General features: G+C 59.2%; 24 protein-coding genes. 14 read left to right on the top strand and 10 right to left on the bottom strand.

Annotation, left to right across the window (positions count from 1 at the left end):
* Window positions 1-159 precede the first annotated feature (159 nt).
* The gene (locus ACWIKB_RS00890; protein ID WP_475264946.1) at window positions 160-1,329 is read right to left on the bottom strand and encodes an MFS transporter; all 1,170 of its coding nucleotides are present in this window, start codon (window positions 1,327-1,329) and stop codon (window positions 160-162) included.
* A gap of 285 nt (window positions 1,330-1,614) precedes the next feature.
* Between ACWIKB_RS00890 and ACWIKB_RS00885 the strand changes: the two genes are divergently transcribed.
* Entirely contained in the window at window positions 1,615-2,448 is an 834-nt protein-coding gene (locus ACWIKB_RS00885) for an EamA family transporter (RefSeq protein ID WP_348122430.1), read from the top strand.
* Between the two features lie 40 nt (window positions 2,449-2,488).
* Window positions 2,489-2,872 (top strand): MAPEG family protein, encoded by a 384-nt coding sequence (locus ACWIKB_RS00880; protein ID WP_475264945.1) that lies wholly within the window; start codon window positions 2,489-2,491, stop codon window positions 2,870-2,872.
* A 128-nt stretch (window positions 2,873-3,000) separates the two neighbouring features.
* On the opposite strand, the gene mltA is transcribed toward ACWIKB_RS00880, so the two are convergent.
* Window positions 3,001-4,179, bottom strand: a complete 1,179-nt coding sequence (mltA, locus tag ACWIKB_RS00875) for a murein transglycosylase A (RefSeq protein WP_475264944.1) — start codon at window positions 4,177-4,179, stop codon at window positions 3,001-3,003.
* Between the two features lie 128 nt (window positions 4,180-4,307).
* On the opposite strand from mltA, the gene ACWIKB_RS00870 reads away from it, so the two are divergent.
* Entirely contained in the window at window positions 4,308-4,757 is a 450-nt protein-coding gene (locus tag ACWIKB_RS00870; RefSeq protein WP_475264943.1) for a c-type cytochrome, read from the top strand.
* 130 nt (window positions 4,758-4,887) lie between these two features.
* Here ACWIKB_RS00870 and ACWIKB_RS00865 read toward each other — a convergent pair whose 3' ends face one another.
* The 4 genes from ACWIKB_RS00865 to ACWIKB_RS00850 form a co-directional block, all read right to left on the bottom strand.
* Window positions 4,888-5,283 carry a DUF1090 domain-containing protein gene (locus tag ACWIKB_RS00865; RefSeq protein WP_475264942.1) on the bottom strand — a complete coding sequence of 132 codons (396 nt, stop codon included), beginning with the start codon at window positions 5,281-5,283 and terminating at the stop codon, window positions 4,888-4,890.
* A gap of 99 nt (window positions 5,284-5,382) precedes the next feature.
* Window positions 5,383-7,056 (bottom strand): NAD-dependent DNA ligase LigB, encoded by a 1,674-nt coding sequence (gene ligB / locus ACWIKB_RS00860; RefSeq protein ID WP_475264941.1) that lies wholly within the window; start codon window positions 7,054-7,056, stop codon window positions 5,383-5,385.
* A gap of 244 nt (window positions 7,057-7,300) precedes the next feature.
* Entirely contained in the window at window positions 7,301-8,491 is a 1,191-nt protein-coding gene (gene metK, locus ACWIKB_RS00855; RefSeq protein ID WP_475264940.1) for a methionine adenosyltransferase, read from the bottom strand.
* Between the two features lie 18 nt (window positions 8,492-8,509).
* On the bottom strand, window positions 8,510-9,505 hold the full coding sequence (locus ACWIKB_RS00850) for an ArsR/SmtB family transcription factor (protein WP_475264939.1): 996 nt from the start codon (window positions 9,503-9,505) through the stop codon (window positions 8,510-8,512).
* 273 nt (window positions 9,506-9,778) lie between these two features.
* Between ACWIKB_RS00850 and tkt the strand changes: the two genes are divergently transcribed.
* The 7 genes from tkt to ACWIKB_RS00815 all read left to right on the top strand — a co-directional run bounded on the left by tkt (window position 9,779) and on the right by ACWIKB_RS00815 (window position 16,942).
* The gene (tkt, locus tag ACWIKB_RS00845) at window positions 9,779-11,776 is read left to right on the top strand and encodes a transketolase (RefSeq protein WP_475264938.1); all 1,998 of its coding nucleotides are present in this window, start codon (window positions 9,779-9,781) and stop codon (window positions 11,774-11,776) included.
* A 187-nt stretch (window positions 11,777-11,963) separates the two neighbouring features.
* A complete protein-coding gene (gene epd / locus ACWIKB_RS00840; RefSeq protein ID WP_475264937.1) occupies window positions 11,964-13,028 on the top strand; it encodes an erythrose-4-phosphate dehydrogenase in 1,065 nt (354 codons plus the stop codon).
* A gap of 17 nt (window positions 13,029-13,045) precedes the next feature.
* Window positions 13,046-14,209, top strand: a complete 1,164-nt coding sequence (locus tag ACWIKB_RS00835; RefSeq protein ID WP_475264936.1) for a phosphoglycerate kinase — start codon at window positions 13,046-13,048, stop codon at window positions 14,207-14,209.
* A 34-nt stretch (window positions 14,210-14,243) separates the two neighbouring features.
* Complete coding sequence (locus ACWIKB_RS00830) at window positions 14,244-14,468, top strand: hypothetical protein (RefSeq protein WP_475264935.1); 225 nt, start codon at window positions 14,244-14,246, stop codon at window positions 14,466-14,468.
* Window positions 14,469-14,524: 56 nt separating this feature from the next.
* Window positions 14,525-14,857 carry an MliC family protein gene (locus tag ACWIKB_RS00825; RefSeq protein WP_123514773.1) on the top strand — a complete coding sequence of 111 codons (333 nt, stop codon included), beginning with the start codon at window positions 14,525-14,527 and terminating at the stop codon, window positions 14,855-14,857.
* Window positions 14,858-15,127: 270 nt separating this feature from the next.
* A complete protein-coding gene (gene fba / locus ACWIKB_RS00820; RefSeq protein WP_054044249.1) occupies window positions 15,128-16,192 on the top strand; it encodes a class II fructose-bisphosphate aldolase in 1,065 nt (354 codons plus the stop codon).
* 246 nt (window positions 16,193-16,438) lie between these two features.
* On the top strand, window positions 16,439-16,942 hold the full coding sequence (locus ACWIKB_RS00815; RefSeq protein ID WP_475264934.1) for a hypothetical protein: 504 nt from the start codon (window positions 16,439-16,441) through the stop codon (window positions 16,940-16,942).
* A gap of 222 nt (window positions 16,943-17,164) precedes the next feature.
* Here the strand turns inward: ACWIKB_RS00815 and ACWIKB_RS00810 are convergent, their stop codons facing one another.
* The gene (locus tag ACWIKB_RS00810; protein ID WP_475264933.1) at window positions 17,165-17,518 is read right to left on the bottom strand and encodes a hypothetical protein; all 354 of its coding nucleotides are present in this window, start codon (window positions 17,516-17,518) and stop codon (window positions 17,165-17,167) included.
* Between the two features lie 178 nt (window positions 17,519-17,696).
* On the bottom strand, window positions 17,697-18,365 hold the full coding sequence (locus ACWIKB_RS00805) for a polysaccharide lyase family 7 protein (RefSeq protein ID WP_475264932.1): 669 nt from the start codon (window positions 18,363-18,365) through the stop codon (window positions 17,697-17,699).
* A 322-nt stretch (window positions 18,366-18,687) separates the two neighbouring features.
* Here ACWIKB_RS00805 and ACWIKB_RS00800 point away from each other — a divergent pair, with 322 nt between their 5' ends.
* From ACWIKB_RS00800 to ACWIKB_RS00790, 3 genes are all read left to right on the top strand, one after another.
* A complete protein-coding gene (locus tag ACWIKB_RS00800) occupies window positions 18,688-20,811 on the top strand; it encodes a putative bifunctional diguanylate cyclase/phosphodiesterase (protein WP_475264931.1) in 2,124 nt (707 codons plus the stop codon).
* Between the two features lie 45 nt (window positions 20,812-20,856).
* Window positions 20,857-21,348 carry a M48 metallopeptidase family protein gene (locus ACWIKB_RS00795; protein ID WP_475265382.1) on the top strand — a complete coding sequence of 164 codons (492 nt, stop codon included), beginning with the start codon at window positions 20,857-20,859 and terminating at the stop codon, window positions 21,346-21,348.
* Between the two features lie 84 nt (window positions 21,349-21,432).
* Entirely contained in the window at window positions 21,433-21,729 is a 297-nt protein-coding gene (locus tag ACWIKB_RS00790; RefSeq protein ID WP_123404302.1) for a winged helix-turn-helix domain-containing protein, read from the top strand.
* Window positions 21,730-21,851: 122 nt separating this feature from the next.
* Here ACWIKB_RS00790 and ACWIKB_RS00785 read toward each other — a convergent pair whose 3' ends face one another.
* Window positions 21,852-22,304, bottom strand: a complete 453-nt coding sequence (locus tag ACWIKB_RS00785) for a GNAT family N-acetyltransferase (RefSeq protein WP_475264930.1) — start codon at window positions 22,302-22,304, stop codon at window positions 21,852-21,854.
* A 257-nt stretch (window positions 22,305-22,561) separates the two neighbouring features.
* On the opposite strand from ACWIKB_RS00785, the gene ACWIKB_RS00780 reads away from it, so the two are divergent.
* Complete coding sequence (locus ACWIKB_RS00780) at window positions 22,562-23,299, top strand: substrate-binding periplasmic protein (RefSeq protein WP_475264929.1); 738 nt, start codon at window positions 22,562-22,564, stop codon at window positions 23,297-23,299.
* 158 nt (window positions 23,300-23,457) lie between these two features.
* On the opposite strand, the gene yccS is transcribed toward ACWIKB_RS00780, so the two are convergent.
* Complete coding sequence (gene yccS, locus ACWIKB_RS00775) at window positions 23,458-25,641, bottom strand: YccS family putative transporter (RefSeq protein WP_475264928.1); 2,184 nt, start codon at window positions 25,639-25,641, stop codon at window positions 23,458-23,460.
* Window positions 25,642-25,658: the final 17 nt, after the last annotated feature.

The raw sequence follows: 25,658 nt of genomic DNA, 5'->3' as shown, positions 1-25,658 counted from the left end.
GTGAGAAATGGGTTTCGGGCAGTTGCACCGAGTTGGTTTCTTCGCGAGCAAGCCCGCTCCCACATTGGATCTTCAGTGAACACAGATTTTGTGTATGACGGGGATCAAGTGTGGGAGCGGGCTTGCTCGCGAAAGCAATCTCCGGAACAACGCAATTATTCAGCCGGTCACATTGACCGCAGCCGCGCCACGACGTTGCAGGTAGATGTAGAAAAGCGCCGTCAGCACCGTCAAGCCACTGACCAGCGCGCCGGTCCACGGCAAGTCTGCCAGGTCCGCGCCACTGGCAACCACCAGCCCGCCAATCCAGGCGCCGGCGGCGTTGCCGAGGTTGAATGCACTCTGGTTCAACGTTGAACCCAGATTCGGCGCTTCATGCGCCTGATCGATAATCAGCAGTTGCAGGATCGGGCACAGGGCAAACGCAAAAATCCCCCACAGCACCAACGTAATCGCCGCCGGAATTGCCGAGTGGCTGGTCTGGCTGAACGCCGTCAACACCACGACGACAGCCAACGCCATGCCCACCAGGGAAGGCAGCAAGCGACTGTCGGCCAACCGGCCACCGAGCATGCTGCCCGCTGTCAGGCCAACGCCGAACAACAGCAGCATGATGGTCACACCGTGGGGGCTGACGCCGGTGATGTCTTGCAGGATCGGCGCGATATACGTGAACACGCTAAACAGGCTGGTGGACGCCAGAACGCTCATCCCCAAAGCCAGCAGCACGTTGACCTTGCCCAGCACCTTGAACTCGCTGGCCAGGTTGGCTTTGTCCATGGCGATGTCTTTCGGTAGCCAGACCCACTGGGCAATGGCCGCAATCACACCAATCACCGACACCGCCCAGAACGTCGAGCGCCAGCCGGCATACTGCCCAAGCGCCGTGCCCAATGGCACGCCGAGCACGTTCGCCAGGGTCAGGCCGGTGAACATCATGGCAATCGCCTGGGCCCGTTTGTTTGGGGCAACCAAACCTGCCGCGACCACGGAGCCGATGCCGAAGAACGCGCCGTGGCACAGCGCGGTGACCACCCGGGCGGCCATCAACGTCGCGTAATTCGGCGCCAACGCACACAGTATGTTGCCGAGGATAAACATCAACGTCATTCCCAGCAGCGTGGCTTTACGCGGCATGTTGGCGGTGCCGATTGCCAGGATCGGCGCGCCGAACACTACGCCCAAGGCGTAACCGGTGATCAGCAGGCCGGCGTGGGGAATGCTCACGGCGAGGTCGCGGGCAACATCGGGCAGCAAGCCCATGATGACGAATTCAGTGGTGCCGATGCCGAACGCGGCAACAGCGAGGGCAAGCAAGGCGAGTGGCATGCGCAAGGTCTCTGTCGGTAGTCTTGACGCTGTGATCAGGCATACGCATGCCGACGACCGTGCTCGATGAGCGCGGGCGGGGGCAGGAATTATTGGAATTAGTCTGTGCGCAACTGAGTGCGGCGTGGTCGCTTGCAGTATAAACAGCTGCGGACATATGGCGAATCAATTATCTGCCCCGCTTCGGGTAGGAGCACGGCTTGTCGGCGAAGGCGTTCTTGAGATTGCCTCCGCGGGCAAGCCTCGCTCCTACAGGGGTGGGGTGGGCAACAGAAGGAGTGTGCCGTGCTTGCAACAGCACTGGTGTTGGTGGCGGCGCTGTTGCATGCGGCGTGGAATACCTTGATCAAATTCAGCGCCGAGCGGTTGCTGGTAGTGGCCTGCATGGACAGTGTGGCGATGTTGTTTGTCGCCGTGATGCTGCCGTTCGTGAACTTGCCACCGATGGACATCTGGCCGTGGATTCTGGCGTCGGCGGCGTTTGAGTTGCTCTATCGATATCTGTTGATTCAGGCCTATCGGGTCGGCGACCTGGGCCTGGTTTATCCGCTGATGCGCGGCCTCTCACCGTTGGTGGTCCTGGCGCTGACGCTGATCTTCGCCGGGGAAGTGCTGACGAATCAGCAGATCTTCGGCATTTTGCTGATCCCGTTCGGCATGCTGTGCCTGCTCTGGCAGGGCGGTGGCGGTGCGCGATTGCCGTGGTCGATGTTGCCGGTGGTGGCGCTGATCGGCTTGTGCATCGGTTGTTACACCTTCATCGATGGTCAGGCGTTGCGGCGCTGGTCCCATCCGCTGGATTACCTGGTCTGGGTCACGTTGCTCAGTGCCTGGCCATTCCCGTTGCTGGCGTTGGTGCGCAAGCGGCCGGCGTTCATGCTGTTCTGGCGTGAGCAGTGGCGGCTGGGGCTGGCGGTCGGGTTTTGCGTGTTGTTCAGCTACGCTCTGGTGCTGTGGGCGATGCAACTGGGCTCGATTGCCGAAGCGGCGGCATTGCGCGAGATCAGTGTGATTCTGGTGGTGTTGTTCGGCATGCGCTACTTGAAAGAACCTTTCGGCCGGCCACGGCTCTTAGCCTGTGGGCTGGTGCTGATCGGCATGCTGGTGATGAAGTTTTGACCGGCGCTCGAATTTCTAAAATTGAAGAAGGGACTGCTTTATGACGGTTGCTCTGTGGTGCGTATTGATCGCGATTTTCCTGCCCTATATCTGCACGGCCGTCGCCAAGGCCAGTGGCGGATACAGGTTGCAAGACAACCATGATCCTCGGGACTTTCTCGAGTCGCTGAATGGTTTCGCCAGACGGGCACATGCGGCGCAGTTGAACAGCTTCGAAGTGATGCCGGCGTTTGCGGCTGCGGTGATCGTGGCGCACCTGGTGGGCACGGCGCAGTTGGTGACGGTCAACGTGCTGGCGGTGCTGTTTATCACCAGTCGTCTGCTGTACATCATTTGCTATCTGGCGGACTGGGCGATCTTGCGGTCGTTGGTGTGGTTTGTTGGGATGGGGTTGATTGCGAGTTTCTTTTTTGTGTCGGTCTGAGTCTGGCCGTTGAGTTTTTCGGCGTTATTGAGGGCCTCTTCGCGAGCAAGCCCGCTCCCACATTGGAACGCATTCCAATTGTGGGAGCGGGCTTGCTCGCGAAAGCTATCGAACGTCCAATAGATGACTCAAGGCTTCACCGCATCAGCCACCTGAGGAACTGTCGGCAACGCCGCACCCTTAGGCCACAACATCCAGATCTGCCCATGCTGTTTCATGTCGCCGGCCAGTTGCCCGGCCGCCTCGCCAGTGCCCCAGAACAGGTCCGCACGCACTTCGCCGGCAATCGCGCCGCCAGTGTCTTGAGCCGCAACCGGGCGTACCAGTGCACTGCCATCCGGTTTAGTGGTCGACAGCCACAACAGACTGCCCAACGGAATCACTTTGCGATCCACCGCTGCGCTGTAACCGGCAGTGAGCGGAACGTTCAGCGAGCCGCGTGGCCCTTCGTTGCTGTCCGGGTTCTGGGTGAAAAACACGTAGCTGGGATTGCTGCCGAGCAGTTGCGGAATGCGCGACGGATTGGCCTTGGCCCAGGTGCTGATGGCGCCCATGGTCACGTCTTCCTTCTTCAACTCACCCTGATCGACCAGCCAGCGGCCGATCGGCCGATACGGGTGGCCGTTCTGGTCGGCATAAGCGATGCGCAGCTGGCGACCACTGTCGAGCTGGATGCGACCGGAGCCCTGGATTTGCAGGAACTGCAGGTTCATCGGATCGGTCAGCCAGGCAACGACCGGTGCCTTGACCCCTTTGCTCTCAATGGTGGCGGCGTCGTCATACGGTTTGAGTACCCGGCCTTCAAGTCGACCGCGCAGGCGTTTGCCCTTGAGTTCCGGGTAAATGCTGTCCAGGGACACAATGATCATGTCCTCGGGCACGCCGTACACCGGAATGTTCGCCACTTCAGTCTGAGTCAGGCTTCCGGGGTAAACCGGTTCGTAGTAGCCGGTGATCAGGCCGTTGGGATTGTCGTTGGCGGCGCGAAGGCCGTAGACGTCCAGGTTCTGTTTGAGGAAACCACGAATCTCGCCAGCGGTTTGCGGCACATTGGCAGACGCTGCGCAGGTCGTGCCCCAGACCGGGTCCGCCTTGAGGCGTGTGCAGGCGCTGCGCCAGGAACCGAAGCCGGCCACCAGATCGTTGTCGGACACAGCCGGTAATGCTTCCCACGTGGCGCTGGTGTACGTGGCCAGTGCGTGGGTTTTCGGTGTGTTGTTTTCGCCGCCGGTGCAGCCAACGAGCACGGCTACCATCGGAAGGGTCCAGGCGAGGCGGGGGCGCCATGCCTTGAAACGGCTGTTCATGGAGTAATTCCTTTGACGGTTGCCTGAGTGCTCCATGCGCTCAGACAACCCTTATTGATAATAGGGCTATTGGTCTTTAACGATGACGCGAGGATACTGGCCGCCGTTCCCCGTGACCTGAAGCCACCATGACTCTTAAAAGACTCTCTGTTGTATTGCTGGCCTGCCTGACCTTGTCCGCCTGTGGCGGTGTCGACCCGAACTCTCCGCTGGGTCAGCGCAAGGCGATTTTCAAGCAAATGCTCAAGACCGGCGAAGACCTGGGTGGCATGTTGCGTGGTCGTATCCCGTTCGATGGGCCGAAATTCGCTGAAGGCGCGACGAAACTCGACGCTTTGTCCCATGAGCCGTGGAAACATTTTCCGCAGGTGCGTGAAGAAGATCACACCAGCGCCAAGGACAACGTGTGGCAGCAGCAGGCACGTTTCCAGGAAATGGCCCGCAACCTTGAAGGCGCCACCGGTGAATTGGTGATTGCCAGCAAGGTCCAGCCGTACAAGGCCAGCAACCTTGGGCCGGCGGTGCAGAAAGTCGAAGATGCCTGCAGTGCGTGCCATAAACAGTTTCGGGATCATTGATTTGCGGTGTTCTGGCTGACGTCTTCGCGAGCAAGCCCGCTCCCACCGGAGAATGCGTTCAAATGTGGGAGCGGGCTTGCTCGCGACGGCTGCCTGAAAATCGACACAAGTCTCCGAGTCTTACCTTTGCTTACTTATCCAGTTCATCCAACGCATCCTGCAATTCCTTGCGGGACTCGGCGAGTTTGTCTTTGCGTTTGTTGATCTTCTCGGCATCGCCTTTGCTCATGGCCTTGTCGAGATCGGCCTGACGCTTGCTGACTTCATGCTTGGCGTCGAGCACCTTGTTTTCCCGTTCCTTCTTCAAGGAGGCGTCAGTGCAGTGGGCGGTGACTTCGTCCAGGGCAGTCTGGAGGCCGGCCTGCTGATCGGCATTGCCGTGGCTCTTGGCCAACTCGATCTGGTTGACGATGCCCTGTTTCTTGGCTGCGCAGCCGGTCAGTTCCGGGATTTCTTCGGCGGCCATCAGTGGAGCGGCCATCACGCCACAAATGACCAACAGGGCGAGCGGTGAAAGAAGTTTCATAAAAGCTCCATGCGAAAGGGCAATCGGATCAATGTGGCAATGGGCTGTTTGAGCGCAGCGCCACCGTTGGGTTCCCGGGCTGACAGGCATTGTTGGTCGCTAAAAACCGTCAATGCCTGCCATACGTAATGTTTCACTCAAGGCCAGGACCTGCGGGTCGCGGAAAAACGCGCTCAATTGCGCCGCGCGACCCGGGCCGATACCCGCTTCGGTCTGCCATTGTTCGTTGCTGCGTTGCGCCAGGGCCTGCCATGAATCGGCGAGCTGCGCCTGGCCGGTCGGCGGCAAACCCAGCGCTTTGAGCCAGCGAGCGAAAGGACGTTGCCGGGCACTTTCAAAACTGTTCAGAAGACGAGCACTGCTGCGCTCGCCGAAGCCGTCAATGTTAGCAAGCTCTTGGGCATCGAGGGTCAACCAATCCAGCAGGCTGTTGAGGCGGCCTGTTTCGAGAAGTTTCTCCCAGGTGCCAGGACCGACGTGCGGCAGAGCCAAGCCCTGCTTGCCGCTGAGCCAGGTCAGTCGCGCAAGGAATTGACTCTCGCCCCCCGGTGTCGGTTGCCAGCAGCTCAAGTGGTGAAAGTCTGCTGCCAGCGGTGCGTTTATTTCCGGGCGTTCGGTGCTGCGCAGCACCACATCATCTAGCCTGGGGATGGTCAGGCCCGCGAGGCTGATGGCGACTTGATCGCCGGGACGAATGTCCAGTTGCTCCCAGCGTTGCAGGGAGCTGACGCTCACGCGCTTGATCTGCCGGTCATCGAGCTTCACCGGCAAAAGCTCCAGTACGGGTGTGATCCGCCCGGTCCGGCCGATCTTGAAGTTGACCTTGCGCACCTCGGCCAGTGCCTGGGCGAAAGGGTATTTCCAGGCGACGCTCCAGTAAGACGGCCGGGCTTGCCAGCGCTCGGCGGAGGGGCGTTGATCCTGGCGCAGGACGATGCCGTCGCTGGCGAATGGCATTGGGGAGCGATACCAGTGGTCGCGCCAGTGTTCGGCGTCGGCGAATGTATTGATCGGTTGGCTGTAGGTCTCGGTGGTCGGGAAACCCAACTTATTCAGCTCCGCCACCCGGGCAGGTAGGTTTGCCGGACCTTGGGGCCAGTCCCATACAAACAGTCCGATCCCGGCGGCCTGCTCGACACTCAACGATTTGCGCGCCATCAACCCGGCCACGGTGGCGCGGGCGTTGAGGCTCCCGGCCTGGGCTTGCACGTGATCGGTCAGGCGCCAATAGAGTTCGCCTTGCACCAGCAAATCCAGCGGTTTCACCAGTTGCCTGGGAATGGCGGCGATCTGGCGGGCGGAGGCGGTCCAGTCCTGGCCGTTGATTCCGTCGCCCCGACTGATCGCCTGATGCAGCAAGCCGTTGCGATAAATCAATGACACGGCCACGCCATCGACCTTGGGTTGAATCCAGACGTCCTTGCGGTCACGCAGCCAGATTTCTACTGCACGCTCATCGTGGAGTTTTTCCAGGCCGGTGTGGGTGATGGGATGAGGCACCTTGCCGCCCGCCGTTCGTAGCGGCTTGGCAGTAGCGCCGAGGTTGAAGCAGGTGCGCCATTGCGTAAGTCGGGCGTGGGACTGGTCGTAGAGTTCGTCGGCGATCAGTGAGTGGCCGTTGCGGTGGTAGCTGTCGTCCCAGCGGTCGATTTGCTGTTGCGCAGTGGTGATTTCGACCTGGGCGCGGGCGGCTGGCCAATCGGGGCAGTCGGCGGCGTTGGCGGTCAGGGATGCCAGCAGCAGGGCGAAAAACAGGCGCAGGTTGGGGAGCATCGAGAGCGTCCTTGCTCATTGGGATGCTTGAAAGGCTAGTCGGTCTTGCGGTTTGTGAGTCCGGGGTGTTTTTCGGGGTGTTTCGAGCGCGAAAGATCAAAAGATCGCAGCCTTCGGCAGCTCCTACAGTCGTACGTCGAGCCAATGTAGGAGCTGCCGAAGGCTGCGATCTTTTGATCTTCTTCCATGAAAAAGCCCCGCACGGCGCGAGCCGTACGGGGCTTTTGGTACCGCCAGGGAAGTCTTACAGGCCGGCAGCAGCGCGCAGCGAATCGGCGCGGTCGGTCTTTTCCCAAGTGAACGTGGTGAAAGTGTCTTCGCCCACAGTCTTGGTTTGCGGAGTGCGACCGAAGTGGCCGTACGCAGCGGTCTCCTGGTACATCGGGTGCAGCAGGTCGAGCATGGTGGTGATGGCGTATGGACGCAGGTCGAACACTTCGCGAACCAGTTTGACGATTTTGTCGTCGCTGATTTTGCCGGTGCCGAAGGTGTTCAACGAAATCGACGTAGGCTGGGCCACACCGATCGCGTAGGAAACCTGAATCTCGCAACGCTCGGCCAGGCCAGCCGCGACGATGTTCTTGGCCACGTAACGACCAGCGTAGGCGGCCGAACGGTCAACCTTCGATGGATCTTTACCGGAGAATGCGCCACCGCCGTGACGGGCCATGCCGCCGTAGCTGTCGACGATGATCTTGCGACCGGTCAGGCCGCAGTCGCCAACCGGGCCACCGATGATGAACTGGCCAGTCGGGTTGATGTGGAACTGGGTGTCTTTGGTCAGCAGTTCGGCAGGCAGCACGTGCTTGACGATCAGCTCCATCACGCCTTCGCGCAGGTCTTTGTACGACACTTCAGGATTGTGCTGGGTCGACAGAACAACGGCGTCGATACCAACAACCTTGCCGCCTTCGTAACGGCAAGTCACTTGCGACTTGGCGTCCGGGCGCAGCCAAGGCAGCAGGCCGGATTTACGGGCCTCGGCTTGCCTTTGCACAAGCTGGTGCGAGAACGTGATCGGTGCTGGCATCAGCACTTCGGTTTCGTTGCTGGCGTAGCCGAACATCAGGCCCTGGTCGCCAGCGCCCTGATCTTCAGGCTTGGCACGGTCAACGCCCTGGTTGATGTCAGGGGACTGCTTGCCGATGATGTTCATCACACCGCAAGTGGCGCCGTCGAAGCCGACATCGGAGCTGTTATAGCCGATGTCCAGAATGACGTTACGTACGATCTCTTCCAGATCGACCCAGGCCGACGTGGTGACTTCACCGGCGATGATTGCCACGCCAGTTTTAACCAGAGTCTCGCACGCCACACGGGCGAACTTGTCTTCAGCAATGATGGCGTCCAGCACCGCATCGGAAATCTGGTCGGCGATTTTGTCCGGATGCCCTTCAGACACGGACTCGGAGGTGAAGAGGGAGTATTCGCTCATCTCGATGTTTTCCTGAATTTACCGATGGTGAGTGTCGCCAGTCGGCCGCTGAAAATGGCGGACCTGGATCTGGAAACCATTGCGTAAGCCTACATAGAGGCTTTCCCCGGGAACGAGTCCCGCAGCGGTGGCCCAACGGGCCAAATCGTCCTGTTCAAACCCCAACCATAGATCACCGCAGGCCTCCCTGGCCCAACTCTGGTTGTGGCTACATAACTCTGTCACAAGCAGGCTACCGCCTGGTTGCAGCAAGCCGGCCATGTGCTTGAGCGCTTCGGCCGGCGCGGCAAAATGGTGCAGCACCATGTTCAGTACAACGCAATCGGCGGTAAGGCTCACACCATTCAGTGCATCGGCCAATTGCAGGCTGACATTAGTCAGCGTTTCACGTTCGCAGACCTGGCGCGCTAGCTCGAGCATCGCCGGGCTGTTGTCCAGCGCCGTGACCTGAGTGAAGCGGCGCGCCAGTTCCGGCAGAAAACCGCCGTCGCCGGGGCCGACTTCAATCGCCGTGGCGCCTTCGCTGAAACTCAGCTTGTCGAGCAGTGCCACCACGCTTTCGCGGTACTGCGGCAGGCCGGCGATCAGGTCTTGCTGGGCGCGAAACTTTTCCGCCACCCGTGAGAAAAAGTCCTGGCTGGCCGCTGCCCGTTGCCCATGGACCTGACCGATCCGCGACTGCACATCCGCAGGCAGGGTCAGGTTATCCACTTCTTCCAGCAAGGCCGCGTGCAGCTTGCCGCCCAGCAGGTCGGTGTGGGGCAGGGCGCGCCGGTAGAAAATCGCGTTGCCTTCACGGCGGGTAGCCACCAGGTCGGCCTGGGCCAACACCTTGAGGTGATGACTCATGCCCGACTGGCCAATGCCGAAGATCTGCGCCAGTTCCAGCACACCAAACGAATCGTTGGTCAGTGCGCGCAATACATTCAGCCGCAGAGGATCGCCGCCGGCCTTGCACAGGGCCGCCAGCTCATCGCAATCGTCATGTTGAATGGAAGGCACGCGTAAATTCATAAGGCCAGCAGTCTAGTGATGGTCAGAAAACCTCGCAAGAGCAATATCAAAAAGTTTTGATATTGCTCGATAGATGGCACTTCTTGAGAAAAGGGTCACTCTACAAACCGTGTGCGGAAAGGTTTCACCGGGCGAATGCGACTTTATCCACCGGAAAAACGCCTTCAGATGACTATCTGTCATTGCCCCGAGGCGGGTGGGTGAGGGAAAATGCTCGCCTTTTTTCCGTTTCGTTTTATTCACTCTCGATTCAATACCCTCAGGAGAACAGCGATGCCAAGCCGTCGTGAGCGTGCCAACGCCATTCGTGCCCTCAGCATGGATGCCGTGCAAAAAGCCAACAGCGGCCATCCCGGTGCCCCTATGGGTATGGCGGATATCGCCGAAGTACTGTGGCGTGACTACCTGAAGCACAACCCGAGCAATCCATCGTTCGCCGACCGTGACCGCTTTGTGCTGTCCAACGGCCACGGCTCGATGCTGATTTACTCGCTGCTGCACCTGACCGGCTACGACCTGTCGATCGAAGACCTGAAAAACTTCCGCCAACTGCACAGCCGCACCCCGGGTCACCCGGAATTCGGCTACACCCCGGGCGTTGAAACCACCACCGGTCCACTGGGCCAAGGCCTGGCCAACGCCGTGGGTTTTGCCCTGGCGGAAAAAGTCCTGGCGGCGCAGTTCAACCGTCCGGGTCACAACATCGTCGACCACCACACCTACGTGTTCCTGGGTGATGGCTGCATGATGGAAGGCATTTCCCACGAAGTCGGCTCCCTGGCCGGTACTTTGGGCCTGGGCAAACTGATCGCCTTCTACGATGACAACGGCATTTCCATCGACGGCGAAGTCGAAGGCTGGTTCACCGACGACACGCCAAAGCGTTTCGAAGCCTACAACTGGCAGGTGATCCGCAACGTCGACGGTCACGACCCTGAAGAAATCAAGATCGCCATCGAAACCGCGCGCAAAAGCGAGCTGCCGACGCTGATCTGCTGCAAGACCACCATCGGTTTCGGTTCGCCGAACAAGCAAGGCAAGGAAGATTGCCACGGCGCCCCATTGGGTGACGCGGAAATCGCCCTGACGCGCAAGGCACTGAACTGGAACTACGGGCCGTTCGAAATCCCGGCCGACATCTATGCCGAGTGGGATGCCAAGGAAAAAGGTCGCGCCGTCGAAGCCGAGTGGGATCAGCGTTTCGCTGCTTACTCCGCGGCATTCCCGACCGAAGCCAACGAGCTGGTCCGTCGTCTGAGCGGTGAACTGCCAGCTGACTTCGCGGAAAAAGCGTCTGCTTATATTGCTGAAGTCGCGGCCAAGGGCGAAACCATCGCCAGCCGTAAAGCCAGCCAGAACGCACTGAATGCCTATGGCCCGCTGCTGCCTGAACTGCTGGGCGGCTCCGCTGACCTGGCCGGTTCCAACCTGACCCTGTGGAAAGGTTGCAAAGGTGTCTCGGCTGAAGACGCCAGCGGCAACTACATGTACTACGGTGTTCGCGAGTTCGGCATGAGCGCGATCATGAATGGCGTGTCCTTGCACGGCGGCCTGGTGCCTTACGGCGCGACCTTCCTGATGTTCATGGAATACGCGCGTAACGCGGTGCGCATGGCTTCGCTGATGAAGAAACGCGTGGTGTTTGTCTACACCCACGACTCCATCGGCCTGGGCGAAGATGGCCCGACCCACCAGCCAATCGAGCAACTGACCAGCCTGCGCAGCACGCCGAACCTCGACACCTGGCGTCCAGCCGATGCCGTTGAATCGGCGGTGTGCTGGAAACTGGCGATCGAGCGCAAGGACGGCCCTTCGGCACTGATCTTCTCCCGTCAGAACCTGCAGCACCAGGAACGTGATGCCGGCCAGATTGCCGACATCGCCCGTGGCGGTTACGTGTTGAAGGACTGCGCCGGCGAGCCTGAGCTGATCCTGATCTCTACCGGTTCGGAAGTGGGCCTGGCGGTTCAGGCTTACGACAAGCTGACCGAGCAAGGTCGCAAGGTTCGCGTCGTTTCGATGCCGTGCACCAGCGTGTTCGATGCCCAGGACGCCGGCTACAAGCAAGCGGTTCTGCCGTTGCAAGTCAGCGCCCGTATCGCCATCGAAGCCGCTCACGCGGACTACTGGTACAAGTACGTGGGCCTGGAAGGCCGCGTTATCGGCATGACCACCTTCGGCGAGTCGGCGCCTGCGCCAGCCTTGTTCGAAGAGTTCGGCTTCACCCTGGAAAACATCCTGGGTCAGGCTGAAGAGCTGCTGGAAGACTAAAACACAGCGCGGTGGCCCTGGCTGCCGCGGTCCCCCGTAGGAGCTGTCGAGTGAAACGAGGCTGCGATCTTTTGATCTTGTTTTTTAAGATCAGGATCAAAAGATCGCAGCCTCGTTTCACTCGACAGCTCCTACGAGGACTGTGTTGTTAACGAGAATTTGTCTGCCTGCGTCCATCGAGAACCCCATGCCTCAACCGCGTCCCTACAAAGTTGCACTCAACGGCTACGGCCGGATTGGTCGTTGCGTCTTGCGTGCGTTGTTTGAGCGAGGCTCGACGGCTGGGTTTGAAATTGTCGCGATCAACGATCTGGCGGACATGGCCAGCATCGAATACCTGACACGCTTTGACTCCACTCACGGGCGTTTTCCCGGCGAAGTGCGGGTTGAGGACGATTGTCTGCATATTAATGGTGACTGCGTGAAGGTCCTGCGCAGTGCCACCCCCGAAGGCATCGATTGGGCGTCCCTGGGCGTCGATCTGGTGCTGGAATGCTCCGGCGCTTATCACACCCGTGAAGATGGCCAGCGTTTTCTCGACGCCGGCGCCCCGCGAGTGTTGTTTTCCCAGCCGATGGCCAGCGAAGCGGATGTCGACGCCACCATCGTCTACGGCGTGAACCAGGATTGCCTGACCGGCGACGAACTGCTGGTGTCCAACGCGTCCTGCACCACCAACTGCGGCGTGCCGTTGTTGCGCCTGCTGGATCAGGCCATTGGTCTGGAATACGTGTCGATCACCACGATCCACTCGGCGATGAATGATCAGCCGGTGATCGACGCCTATCACCACGAAGACCTGCGCCGCACCCGTTCGGCGTTCCAGTCAGTGATCCCGGTGTCCACTGGTCTGGCGCGCGGCATCGAACGCCTGCTGCCGGAACTTGCCGGGCGAATTCAGGCCAAAGCCGTACGGGTGCCGACGGTGAACGTGTCGTGCCTCGACATTACGATGCAAACCGTAAGCGACACCGACGCCACCGAGGTCAACCGGATACTGCGCGAGGCCGCCACCAGCGGTCCGCTTAAAGGCCTGCTGGCTTACACCGAGTTGCCTCACGCCAGTTGTGATTTCAACCACGACCCACATTCGGCCATCGTCGATGCCAGTCAGACCCGCGTTTCCGGCCCACGGCTGGTGAACATCCTGGCCTGGTTCGACAACGAATGGGGGTTTGCCAACCGAATGCTGGACGTTGCAGAGCACTACCTGCAAATAGCCGCTCCACTTTCTGTCTCTAAAAAACAGTAACTCAGGAATTGCGACCCATGACCGTGTTGAAGATGACCGACCTCGATCTGCAAGGTAAGCGCGTACTGATCCGCGAAGACCTCAACGTCCCAGTCAAGGACGGTGTGGTCACCAGCGATGCGCGTATCCTGGCCTCGCTGCCGACCATCAAGCTGGCCCTGGAAAAAGGCGCGGCCGTGATGGTCTGCTCGCACCTTGGCCGTCCGACCGAAGGCGAGTTCTCGGCCGAGAACAGCCTCAAGCCAGTGGCTGACTACCTGAGCAAGGCCCTGGGCCGCGAAGTGCCGCTGGTAGCCGATTACCTGGGCGGCGTTGACGTGAAGGCCGGCGACATCGTGCTGTTCGAAAACGTGCGCTTCAACAAAGGCGAGAAAAAGAACGCTGACGAACTGGCCCAGCAATACGCCGCCCTGTGCGACGTGTTCGTGATGGACGCCTTCGGCACCGCTCACCGTGCCGAGGGTTCGACCCACGGCGTGGCCAAGTTCGCCACAGTCGCTGCGGCTGGCCCGTTGCTGGCCGCTGAACTGGACGCACTGGGCAAAGCCCTCGGCGCTCCGGCCCAGCCAATGGCCGCCATCGTGGCCGGCTCCAAGGTGTCGACCAAACTCGACGTGCTCAACAGCCTGAGCCAGATCTGCAACCAGTTGATCGTCGGCGGCGGCATTGCCAACACTTTCCTGGCCGCAGCCGGTCACCCGGTCGGCAAGTCCCTGTACGAACCGGACCTGCTGGACACCGCCCGCGCCATCGCCGCCAAGGTCAGCGTGCCGCTGCCAGTGGACGTGGTGGTTGCCAAGGAATTCGCTGAAAGCGCCACGGCTACTGTAAAACTGATCGCCGACGTGGCTGCCGACGACATGATCCTGGACATCGGCCCACAGACCGCGGCGAATTTCGCCGAGTTGCTGAAGTCGTCCAAGACCATCCTGTGGAACGGCCCGGTGGGCGTGTTTGAATTCGACCAGTTCGGCAACGGCACCAAAGTCCTGGCCCAGGCTATCGCTGAAAGCTCGGCGTTCTCGATTGCTGGCGGTGGCGACACCCTGGCGGCCATCGATAAATATGGCGTTGCTGACCAGATCTCCTACATTTCCACCGGTGGTGGCGCATTCCTCGAATTTGTCGAAGGCAAAGTGCTGCCGGCCGTTGAGGTCCTGGAAAGCCGGGCCAAGGCCTGAGGCGACCCATTTGACCAGGCAAAGGAGTGTTCACATGGTCAAGACGATAGCGCTGTTGATCGTCGCGGTTTCGCTGGTGGCTTGCGGGAGTAACCCGAAAGCCAAACCGGAACCCGCGCCGTCTGCGCCGGCCGATAAAGGCTGTTACCAGGCGGACTGGCAGGCCGAAACCAACCCGGTGCTCAACAAGCGCTCCGGGCCGGATGGCCTGGACAAATACGAGACACAGACCCCGGCCAAGGAACATGGCTGCCCTTGACGGGTCTGACTCTTTACTCAAGGCCGGCAGCGTGTGCCGTCGGTCGAGGAACACGGATGAAAGGTTTTATCGCCGTCATGGCACTGGCACTGCTGGCAGGTTGCTCGAATTTCAACCTGTTCAACACGTCGGCACCGACGGACAACTGGACCACCTGGACCTGCGACAGCCAGGCGAAAGTGCTCTGGCGCTACACCGACGACAGCCGCAAGGAAGTCGACGTGCGCCTGGGCGGGGCCGATCAGGTCTACCGCTTGAAGCTTGAACCGGGCGCCGAGGGTTCGCTGTACAGCAACGACATGCTGGCGTTTCACGTAAAAGGTGAGGAAGGCCTGGTGTACTGGGTCGCCACCAATGATTTGATTGGCCGCGGTTGTAAAGCGCAGTAATTGACACACCACAGATCCAATGTGGGAGCAGATCCAAATGTGGGAGCGGGCTTGCTCGCGAATGCGGTGGGTCAGCTTGCATTGATGTTGAATGTGAAACCGCATTCGCGAGCAAGCCCGCTCCCACAGTGGATCTCTGTAGGTTCTTAAGACTTAGGCAACACCGAATGAGCGGACCGGACCAACCCCCGATCTGCAATAACTTGAATAGCCGCCGCCGCTACGGCAGGCTGGCACGATTAACGACCCAAACCGGGAGAGACACACACAATGGCACTTATCAGCATGCGCCAGATGTTGGACCACGCAGCCGAATTCGGCTACGGCGTTCCAGCCTTCAACGTCAACAACCTTGAGCAGATGCGCGCCATCATGGAAGCCGCTGACAAGACTGACTCCCCGGTGATCGTCCAGGCTTCGGCCGGTGCTCGCAAATACGCAGGCGCCCCGTTCCTGCGTCACCTGATCCTGGCGGCAATCGAAGAGTTCCCGCACATCCCGGTGTGCATGCACCAGGACCACGGCACCAGCCCTGACGTCTGCCAGCGCTCCATTCAACTGGGCTTCAGCTCGGTGATGATGGACGGTTCCCTGGGCGAAGACGGCAAGACCCCAACCGACTACGACTACAACATCCGCGTTACCCAACAAACCGTGGCCATGGCTCACGCCTGCGGCGTTTCGGTAGAAGGCGAGTTGGGCTGCCTGGGTTCGCTGGAAACCGGCATGGCCGGTGAAGAAGACGGCATCGGCGCCGAAGGCGTTCTGGATCACAGCCAAATGCTGACCGACCCGGAAGAAGCCGCTGACTTCGTCAAACGCACCCAGGTCGACGCCTTGGCCATCGCTATCGGCACCAGCCACGGCGCGTACAAGTTCACCAAGCCACCTACCGGCGACGTGCTGGCCATCGACCGTATCAAAGAAATCCACAAACGCATCCCGAACACCCACCTGGTGATGCACGGTTCTTCTTCGGTGCCACAAGACTGGCTGGCAATCATCAACCAGTACGGCGGCGACATCAAAGAAACCTACGGCGTACCGGTTGAAGAAATCGTCGAAGGCATCAAGCACGGCGTACGCAAGGTCAACATCGACACCGACCTGCGCCTGGCATCCACCGGTGCGATGCGTCGCCTGATGGCCACCAACCCGAGCGAGTTCGACCCGCGCAAGTTCTTCGGCGCGACTGTGACGGCGATGCGTGATGTTTGTATCGCTCGCTACGAAGCTTTCGGTACTGCCGGCAATGCTTCGAAGATCAAGCCGATCTCGTTGGAAGCGATGTATCAGCGTTACCTGAAAGGTGAGTTGAACGCTAAGGTTAACTGAAACACCGATCAAAAAAAAACGTGATCAGATTGGGTGAAAACTCAATGTGGTACGGTTAAAAGCAAATGCCCCGACTTGTCGGGGCATTTGCTTTTCTAAAGTCTGGAATATATAGGGATGGCTGCCTGATTAGATACTACAGGTCCGGTGGTGCTCGCTTTTGGTATGGAAAGTAAGAAAATTACTTCTTTCTGGTTAATTGAATAATTGCTTCGGTTGGTTGTTTTTTTCGTTGTTAGATGCCGATTGTTAATTGCAAAAAGATATAAATACCTGTCAGATATTACAGGTGTGCTGGCGCTGGCAGAAGCCTATTCTTTGAACTCACTCACTTGCTGGACGAAAAGAATGGAAACTAAAAATAGCGTTAGTGGCGAAGTTTCTGGTGAGCTGGACGTCATATTCAAACATCAAGACTATGGTGATCACGCGTTGAAGTTTGCGAGGCAGGGCCTCTTTTCTAGTAAGGACGGGTTCTTTCATATTACTCCAGGTTATAGGGAAATAGACGGGCACCTTTATTATATGGGGATTAAGTTTAGAACCGACCTTGAGGTTGGAAAGACCTACACCCTAGACCGAAATGATGAGCCCGTTACAGCACATTTGGAGATTGATAAAATTGAAGGTGATAAATATGCCAGTGGTACGTTTCGTTTGTCAAAGGGTGGGAATTATCCCGAGGGGGAATTCAAACTTTTTGAGGAAGGGGTCTTTTCAGTAGAGGGAACATTCATGTCGTTAGGGTAGGCGTGAGTAGTTGATGCTGGTCTGACGTCACACGGGAAAAGGGAACAGATTTATTTAATCGGTCCCCTCATCACAACTATCGTAATGGTCTATTTCGTTGGCACGTCCCGTGCTCTTTCTGTTATTCGCAATTTACGCCTCCAAAAGAGTCGGAATTAAAAAACACGCTAATAAAAACCCGCCGTCGTGCGGGTTTTTATTGGTTGAAGATTAGTGCGATGGTTAAGGCGTATCAAATCCACGCTTCTCAATCACTCTAAATACATCACCGACATCCCGGAGCAGGATCAAGGCGATGTTGGTGACGGTGTTGATGTCGTTTTCGGCGTAGTCCGGCAGGCTGGTGCAGGCCATCAGGTTGAGGTATTTGAGGACGGCGTTGAGGCGTTCGCTGACGCAGTTGTGCAGTTCGAGGATCGGGGCGTCGTTGTCGATGAGCAGGAGGGCGCATAACCCTTGTGGCGAGGGGGGTTGCCCCCGTTCGGTGGCGCAGCCGCCGCAAAACCGGGCGCTGCGGTGTGGCCGTAAGAATGCGATGGCAGGGTTGGGGGCTGCTTCGCCGTCGGACGGGAGCAAGCTCCCTCGCCACAAAGGCATCCTTCCCACAGATTTTTCGGAAGCACAGTGATTGAGATCGTTCCCAGGCTCTGCGTGGGAATGCCTCTACGGACGCTCCGCGTTCGGCTTTTGATGGGACGCAGAGCGTCCCGGGCTGCATTCCCACGCGGAGCGTGGGAACGATCAAACCAACGATTTATTTATCGTGATCAATATCCAGCTTGCTGAACGTTACTTTCCCACCTTCGCTGGTGTACCCGGTGTGGTCCTGCACATACACGCCGGCCTTGAAATACAGCGGCTTGTCGCGCCAGGTCGCGCTGATGTCCGAGTCCCACTGATAACCCGCCGCGCTAATACCCAATTGACCGCCAGGGCTCAGGTGAATGAGGTAGGAAAACTCCTGATCCAGCTTCACGCCGGTGGCGATGGTGATCACCCGGCCTTCGCCGTCATCCGGGTGCATGCGCACTTTGGCGACGATGTTGCCCGTTTGCGTGCCGGTCTTGAATTGATACTCAAGCTTGATCAAGGGTTTCTGGCTTTCATAGGCATGGATCTGGCCGATGACAATTTTGCCCGAGCTCGGCACCTGGTTGACCGCCAAGGTGGCGCGCAAGGAATTGTCGGCCTCCGGGTAGAGCCAGTTGCGCAGGGTGCCGTTGCTGTAGGTTTCGCGAAGTTCGGTGCGGGGGTATTTGGCGTTTTCGGTTTTGGAGCCGGTGACCGGGGACCAGAAGAACAGGGTGCCGGTGTCGGAGTGGAAGTATTGGTCCTTGAAACCGTTCACCAGTTTGGCTGTATCAACGGTGTACGGCGGATTGCCGACAGGAACACTGAGGTTCCATGTTGCGAGATCGATCATAGACAAAGCTTCCACGAATTCATGCTGCACGCCCGTGCCAAAAGCTCTAGCACGGGCCTTGGAGGGCAGTCTTTATAAGCGTAGTCGGCTTCTTTGTTAATGCCCGTCTGGCAGATGATTGACGTCAACATCCTGTCAAAAAGCCATCTTTCCCGGTTTCAGGGGGCTGTAGGCCTGACCGTTAGTCGGCTTATGGACGCTTTGGTTACATGATGGCGTGATGACACCTACTGCTTTTCCCGATCCGGGTCTAGAGTGAAGGCTCAGTATATGTCCGGTTTTCACGAGAAACCGGCCTGTCGCCCCGAACAAGAGAAGCAGCATGGAATGCGCGCAACCCACGCCAAGTGAAGGCAGCTCTGTCCTTTTGATTGTTGATGATTACCCTGAAAACCTGATCAGCATGCGCGCCTTGTTGCAGCGCCAGGACTGGCAGGTCATGACTGCGGCTTCGGGCTTCGAAGCATTGAGTTTGCTTCTTGAACACGAAATCGACCTGGTACTGCTGGATGTGCAGATGCCGGGCATGGACGGCTTCGAAGTCGCGCGGCTGATGCGCGGCAGCCAACGCACCCGCCTGACCCCGATCATTTTCCTCACTGCCAACGAACAGTCCCAGGACGCTGTGATCAAGGGCTACGCCAGTGGCGCGGTGGATTACCTGTTCAAGCCCTTCGACCCGCAGATTCTCAAGCCCAAGGTCCAGGCGTTGCTTGAGCATCAACGCAATCGTCGAGCGTTGCAGCGCCTGAGTCACGACCTGGAGGTCGCACGGGCCTTCAATGCCTCTGTGCTGGAGAACGCCGCCGAAGGCATTCTGGTGGTGGGTGAGGACGGTCTGATCCGTTTTGCCAACCCTGCGATGTCGCGACTGCTCAATGCAACGGTCAAGGACCTGCAGGGCCGGGAATTTCTGGATTTCCTGCAAAAACCGCACATTCCGATCTGGGCCGATTCCGACCTTTATAACGGCTACCAGCGTGGCGAAACTTCGCGGCTGCACGATGCACTGCTGCGCACGGCGCCGGGCCAGCAGGTGCCGGTGGCATTGTCCTGCGCGCCATTGCCCTCAGAGCAGCACGCGATGGTGGTGACGGTGCTGGACATGTCGGTGGTGCGTCATCTGCATCAGCAACTGGAATTTCAGGCGGTCACCGACCCGCTGACCGGGCTGCTCAACCGGCGGGGTTTTCACCAGACCGTAGAAAACCTGCTGCTGCGTGGCGAACGTTCCGACAGCGCCTGGGTGCTGCTGTACCTCGACCTGGATGGGTTCAAGCGGGTCAATGATTCTCTCGGCCACGATGCCGGTGACCGGGTGCTGCGCTGGGTGTCCGAGCAGTTGAAGGCTTGCTTGCGACCGTTCGACATCCTGGCGCGCATGGGCGGCGATGAGTTCACGGCGCTGCTGGACCTGGAGTTCCCCGAACAAGCGGCGAAGATTGCCGAGAAACTGATTGAGCGGGTGTCGATCTGTCAGCAGATCGAAGGCCTGGACATTGCCCTTGGCGCCAGCATCGGCATCGCCACTTACCCGGATTGCGGTTCTAACCTCGATGGTTTGCTACGGGCGTCGGACATTGCGATGTACGAAGCCAAGCGCGCCGGACGTCAGCAATATCGTTTTTATGATCACGAAATGAACGGTCGGGCGCGCTCGCGGCTGATGCTCGAAGAAAGCGTACGCACGGCGATTGAGAACCGCGATTTCAATTTGGTCTATCAACCGCAAGTTGCGATCAATGACGGGCAGATCCGCGGCTTCGAAGCATTGTTGCGCTGGCAGCACCCGAGTGTCGGGGATGTGCCGCCGGGATTGTTTTTGCCATTGCTGGAAGAGGCGCGCTTGATCAGTCGCCTCGGCAGCTGGATTTACCATCGCAGTGCCAAGCAGCGTAAAGCCTGGGAAACCTTGTTTGCCGAGGATCTGGTACTGGGGGTGAGTTTGAGCAGCACGCAGTTCGGCATGCCCAACCTAGTCACCGAATTGCGTCAGGTCCTGGAGCGCCATGAGCTGCAGCCGCGCCAGATAGAAGTCGAGGTCACCGAAGAAGCATTGATGATCAACCCCGATGAAACCCGCAAGCAGTTGCGCTTGCTGCGCAATCTGGGGGTAAGGGTGGCGCTGGATGACTTCGGCTCGGGTCCGTGTTCGCTGGCGCATCTGCGGGATCTGGAGCTGGACACCCTCAAACTCGACCGGCATCTGATCGCCCGGCTGCCGGAGTCAACACGGGATGCGTCGCTGGTGCGCACCGTGATCGATCTGTGCAAGCAATACGGTCTATTGGTGATCGCCGAAGGGGTGGAAACGCTGGCGCAATATGAGTGGTTGCAGGCCAACGGTTGTGAGTATGTGCAGGGGTTCCTGGTGGCGCGGCCAATGATGGCCGAGGATGCTGACGACTTTGTGCAACCCTTTGACTGGAGCGCGCTGCCCCGCTGAATTCGCTACACTGGCGACCTTTTCATGATTCATGTTGCCCGCCCAATGACCGCGTTGAAATACCTCCAGGCCTATCCCGCTGCATTGCAGGACCAGGTGCGCCAGCTGATCGCCGAGGGTCGGCTGGGCGACTACCTGAGCCAGCGTTACCCGCAAAAGCATGGCGTGCAAAGCGACAAGGCGTTGTACACCTACGCGTTGGATCTGAAGCAGGAATACCTGCGCAATGCTCCGGCGATCGACAAGGTGTTGTTCGACAACCGTCTGGACCTGACCCACCGCGCCCTCGGCCTGCACACCACGATTTCCCGGGTGCAGGGCGGCAAACTCAAGGCCAAGAAAGAAATCCGAGTCGCCTCGCTGTTCAAGGAGGCGCCGTCGGAGTTTCTGAAAATGATCGTGGTGCATGAGCTGGCGCATTTCAAAGAGTCGGATCACAACAAGGCGTTCTACAAGCTGTGCGAGCACATGTTGCCGGGGTATCACCAGGTGGAGTTTGATTTGCGGGTGTATCTGACTTGGCGGGATATGCAATAGAAGATCAAAAGATCGCAGCCTTCGGCAGCTCCTACGCGCCTGTGGGCGCTGCCGAAGGCTGCGATTTTTCAACGGAGCATACGGATGGACGTCAGCAAGACCAAAAGCAGCTTCTACCGCCGATTGTACGTGGCGTACCTGATCGACAGCGGGTTGGCCAGCAGCGTCCCGACCCTGACCGAAGTCACCGGCATGCCCCGGCGCACGGCCCAGGACACCATCGCGGCGCTGGCGGATCTGGATATCGTGTGTGAGTTCGAGCAGGAAGACGGCGCGCGCAACCATGCCGGGCGTTATCGGATTCGGGAGTGGGGGGCGATTGATCGAGGGTGGATCGAGCGCAATTTGCGGCAGATCAAAGCGGTGCTTGAGTATCCCTGAGGTTTTGTAGCGTCTGTGTTGACGCCTTCGCGGGCAAGCCTCGCTCCTACGATGCCCGCGACGTGCACAAATTATGCGGACAACCCAAACCTGTGGGAGCGGGCTTGCTCGCGAAGAGGCTCTTAAGACCGACGCATCCCGATATGCGGAATGCCATCCTCGACATACTCCTCACCCGCCACAACAAACCCGTAGCGCCCGTAATACCCCTGCAAATGCGCCTGGGCCGACAGATAAATCGGCATGTCAGGCCAGCGCTTTTCAGCCTGCTTCAACGCCTGTTCCATCATTTCATGCCCCAGCCCCTGGCCACGGCCTTCAGGCGCGGTCACCACTCGACCGATCACCACATCGCCGCCCTGCAACTCCGGGTCGAGCAAACGCAGATACGCTACCAAGCGCTCCCCATCCCAGCCCATCAAATGGCTGGTGTCACCTTCCAGATCCTGGCCATCGACATCCTGGTAAACACATTGCTGCTCGACGACAAACACTTCGGCGCGCAACTTCAAAATGGCATACAGCTGTTCTTTACCCAGATCGCTGTGATGTTTGCAGACCCACTCGATTGTCATCTTCACATTCCTTGAACAACGTCCTCCAGATACTAAGCGCCCTGACGAAAGATGTCTTGATGGCTGAGAAATCTGTGACAAAGGCCAAAATGCCATCATTCATTTCGCGCGGAGTTGTCTTCTTTGTGTAATCTGCAAACAAGCGCAGTGCAGTGGCTTCAATGAGCTAAGGTTTAGTACCGGCAGGCCGGTATCGGAGTCTTGGAGTTTTGGCTGAAAAACACGTCGGGCAGCCCGCCCGCTAAGGATTTTCTAGCATGCCGCGATTGCATCGAGCTTTTGCTTTGATTGGATTGCTGTTGCTGACTCAGACTGCGGCAGCGGAAAAGCTGCGTCTGGTGGCCGATGCCTGGCCACCCTTTACCGATGCCACGCTGGTCAATGGTGGCTTGGCCACGGACATTGTCAGCACCGCGCTGGCCCGGGCCGGTTATGCCAGCGACTTCGAGCAGGTGCCCTGGGCGCGTGCCCTGCTGGGCGTGGGCGAGGGCCGCTACGACGTGCTGGTCAACGCCTGGTACAACGACGACCGCACCAAGCTCGGACAATTTTCCGCGGAGTACCTGCTCAACCGCGTGCGCTTCATCAAGCGTAAAGACGCGCCGATCGAATACAACAACTTGCAGCAACTGCACACCTACCCGATTGCGGTGGTGCGCGGGTACGCCTATTCGCCGGAATTCGATGAGGATGCGGCGCTGCAGAAAATTCCTGTGCATAACTTCGCCATGGCCGTGCGCATGCTGGCGGCTGACCGGGTCAAGTTGACGCTGGAGGATGAGTTCGTCGCTCGCTATTACCTGGCCCGGGAATCGGCCAAGGTACGCAACTCGGTTGAGTTCCTGCCAAAGCCGCTGAGTGAAAACAGCCTGCACATCCTGGTCAGCCTGAAGAACCCGGAGCATGAGCAGATTGTGGCGGGTTTTGATCGTGAGATTGCGGCGATGAAGGCCGATGGGAGTTACGACCGGTTGATGAAGCAGCATGGGATGTGAGGTTTTGCTGATCCGGATTTAGCGGTGGGGCGAATGGCCCCTTCGCGAGCAAGCCTCGCTCCTACGAGGTTTGTGTCGTGCCGCAAATCGCGGGAACGAACCCAATCCTGTAGGAGCGAGGCTTGCCCGCGAAGGCGTCAGCCCGGCCAACGCGGAACTCAATCCTGGCTAGTATCCTTGATCAAATGCGCCGCCAGCGTCCGTAAAGGCCCCAACTGCCGGCAGATCAACGCCAACTGCGTCTGCACCAATCGCTGACCCTCATCAATCTCATCCGGCATCTGTTCCAGTTCGCTGGCCAGCGCCTCTTCAGCATCGCTCTGAATCGCGACCGGCAGCTTGCTCGCCAACCCTTGGGCGATCTCATCTATGCTCGCCGCCAGACTCACCCCGGCGCCGTCGATCAAATGCTCGCGCACATCCGGCGGCAGTTGCGTTTCACGGTGCGCGCCTAGCCCTGACAGGTAGCTCAGCAGCGTGTGGGACAACACCAGAAAGCGGAAACCGACATCCGCTTCCTTCCGGAAATGCCCCGGCTCCATCAGCATGTTCGCCAGCGTGGTCGACAGCGCCGCATCGGCGTTGTGCGCGTTGCGCCGGGCCAGGCGATACGCCAGATCATCACTTTTGCCGGCGGCGTATTGCTGCATGATCTGGCGCAGGTAAATGCTGTTGCAGGTCAGGGTGTTCGCCAGCACTTTGTTCAGGCGTCGGCCTTGCCAATCCGGCAGGAACAGGAATACCGCGAGCCCGGCGATCAGGCTGCCGAGCAAGGTATCGAACAGTCGCGGCAAGAACAGCCCGTAACCGTCCCCGACCTGGTTGAAGCAGAACAACACCATCAAGGTGATCGCCGCTGTCGCCAGGGTGTAGCGCGTGGTGCGGTTGATAAAGAACACCACCCCGGCGGCGATGGCGAAGCATGACTGGATCAATGGGCTCGGGAACAGGTCGAACAGCGCCCAGGCCAGGGTCAGGCCGATGGCGGTGCCGATGATTCGTTGCCCGAGTTTGCGCCGGGTTGCGCCGTAGTTCGGCTGACAGACAAACAGCGTGGTGAGGATGATCCAGTAACCCTGGGACGGGTGAATCAAATGCACCATGCCATAGCCGATGCTCAGCGCCAGCGGTAAACGCAGGGCGTGGCGGAACAGCAGCGAGGTTGGCGTCAACTGCGTGCGCAAGCGCAACCACACATCCTTGAGGTTGCGCGGCGAACGGTCGAGCAGGCTGCTGTCGGTGGCATCGGCGAGGGCGTCGGGGTTGCTCGCGTCGCTGAGCAAGCGGTCGAGGGTGCCGAGGTTGGCCGCCAGTGCACGCAAGGAGCGCAGCAGTCCGCGCCAGGCCGGATTGCTCTGGATGCGCAGGTGTTCGAGGGAGGCGTGCAGGTCGCTCAGGGCTTCGGCGAAGCTGGCGTCATAGACGAAGGGCTGGCGCATCTGGATCGATTCGGCCAGGGCGCGGCAGGCTTTGCCTTGCTGGCGCAGCAAGCGCTGGCAGCGGAACATCACGTCGCTGTGGAAGAACGCATCAGCCAGGGCGTTGTAAGGGTAGTGCGAGGAACTGGCGCGCTCGTGGATGTCCTGGGCGAGGAAGTAGAGGTTGAGGTAACGGCTGACTTTCGAGCCCGGCCGACCGTTGCCGACCCGGTGCAGGATGATTTCCTTGGCGACGTTCAGCGCTGCCACCACCCGGCCGTTTTGCTGGGCCAGTTCCAGGCGTCGTGCTTCCACGTCCATTTGCCGGATCGGCTCGAACAGCGACGATTTCAGCTTCAGGTACAAACCCAGTTCACGGAACAACCGCGCCAGGCTCTGCTGCACCGGCTGGTTGGAAAACATCGCCTGCCACAGCACCGAGAGCAATCCGTACCAGGCCGCACCGGCCACCAGCAGCACCGGTTCGTGCCAGAAATCGGTCACCGCGCCACCGCGCTGGTCCACGCCGATCATGGTGTAGACCGACAGAATCAACGTCGCCGAGGCAATCGCGCCATAGCGTTCACCGAGAGCGCCGAGCATGGTCAGGCCGAAAGCGGCCAGGGCGAGGGCGATGATAAAGATGACGGGGTAGGGGAACAGTAATTCGACGGAGAACGCGGCGATGCTGAAACACACCAGTGTCACGGCCAGCGCGTTGAGGCGGCCCTGCCAACTGTCGTCGGTCTCGGCCAGGGCGCTGGCGATAATGCCCAGGAACAACGGGATTAATAACCCCATTTCATCCTGATACCAACAAACGGCCATGCTGCCGGTCAGGGCGATGAACACCCGCACGCTGTAGCTGAATTTATCCAGCGCCCAGAGGCGACGCAGAGACTGACTAAATGGGGTCGATGACATGAAGTGCGAGGGCCTTC

This window comes from Pseudomonas sp. 5Vm1k, assembly GCF_056161485.1.
Note: the sequence above shows the minus strand (reverse complement) of the source record. Positions and strands in the feature narration are given on the sequence as shown.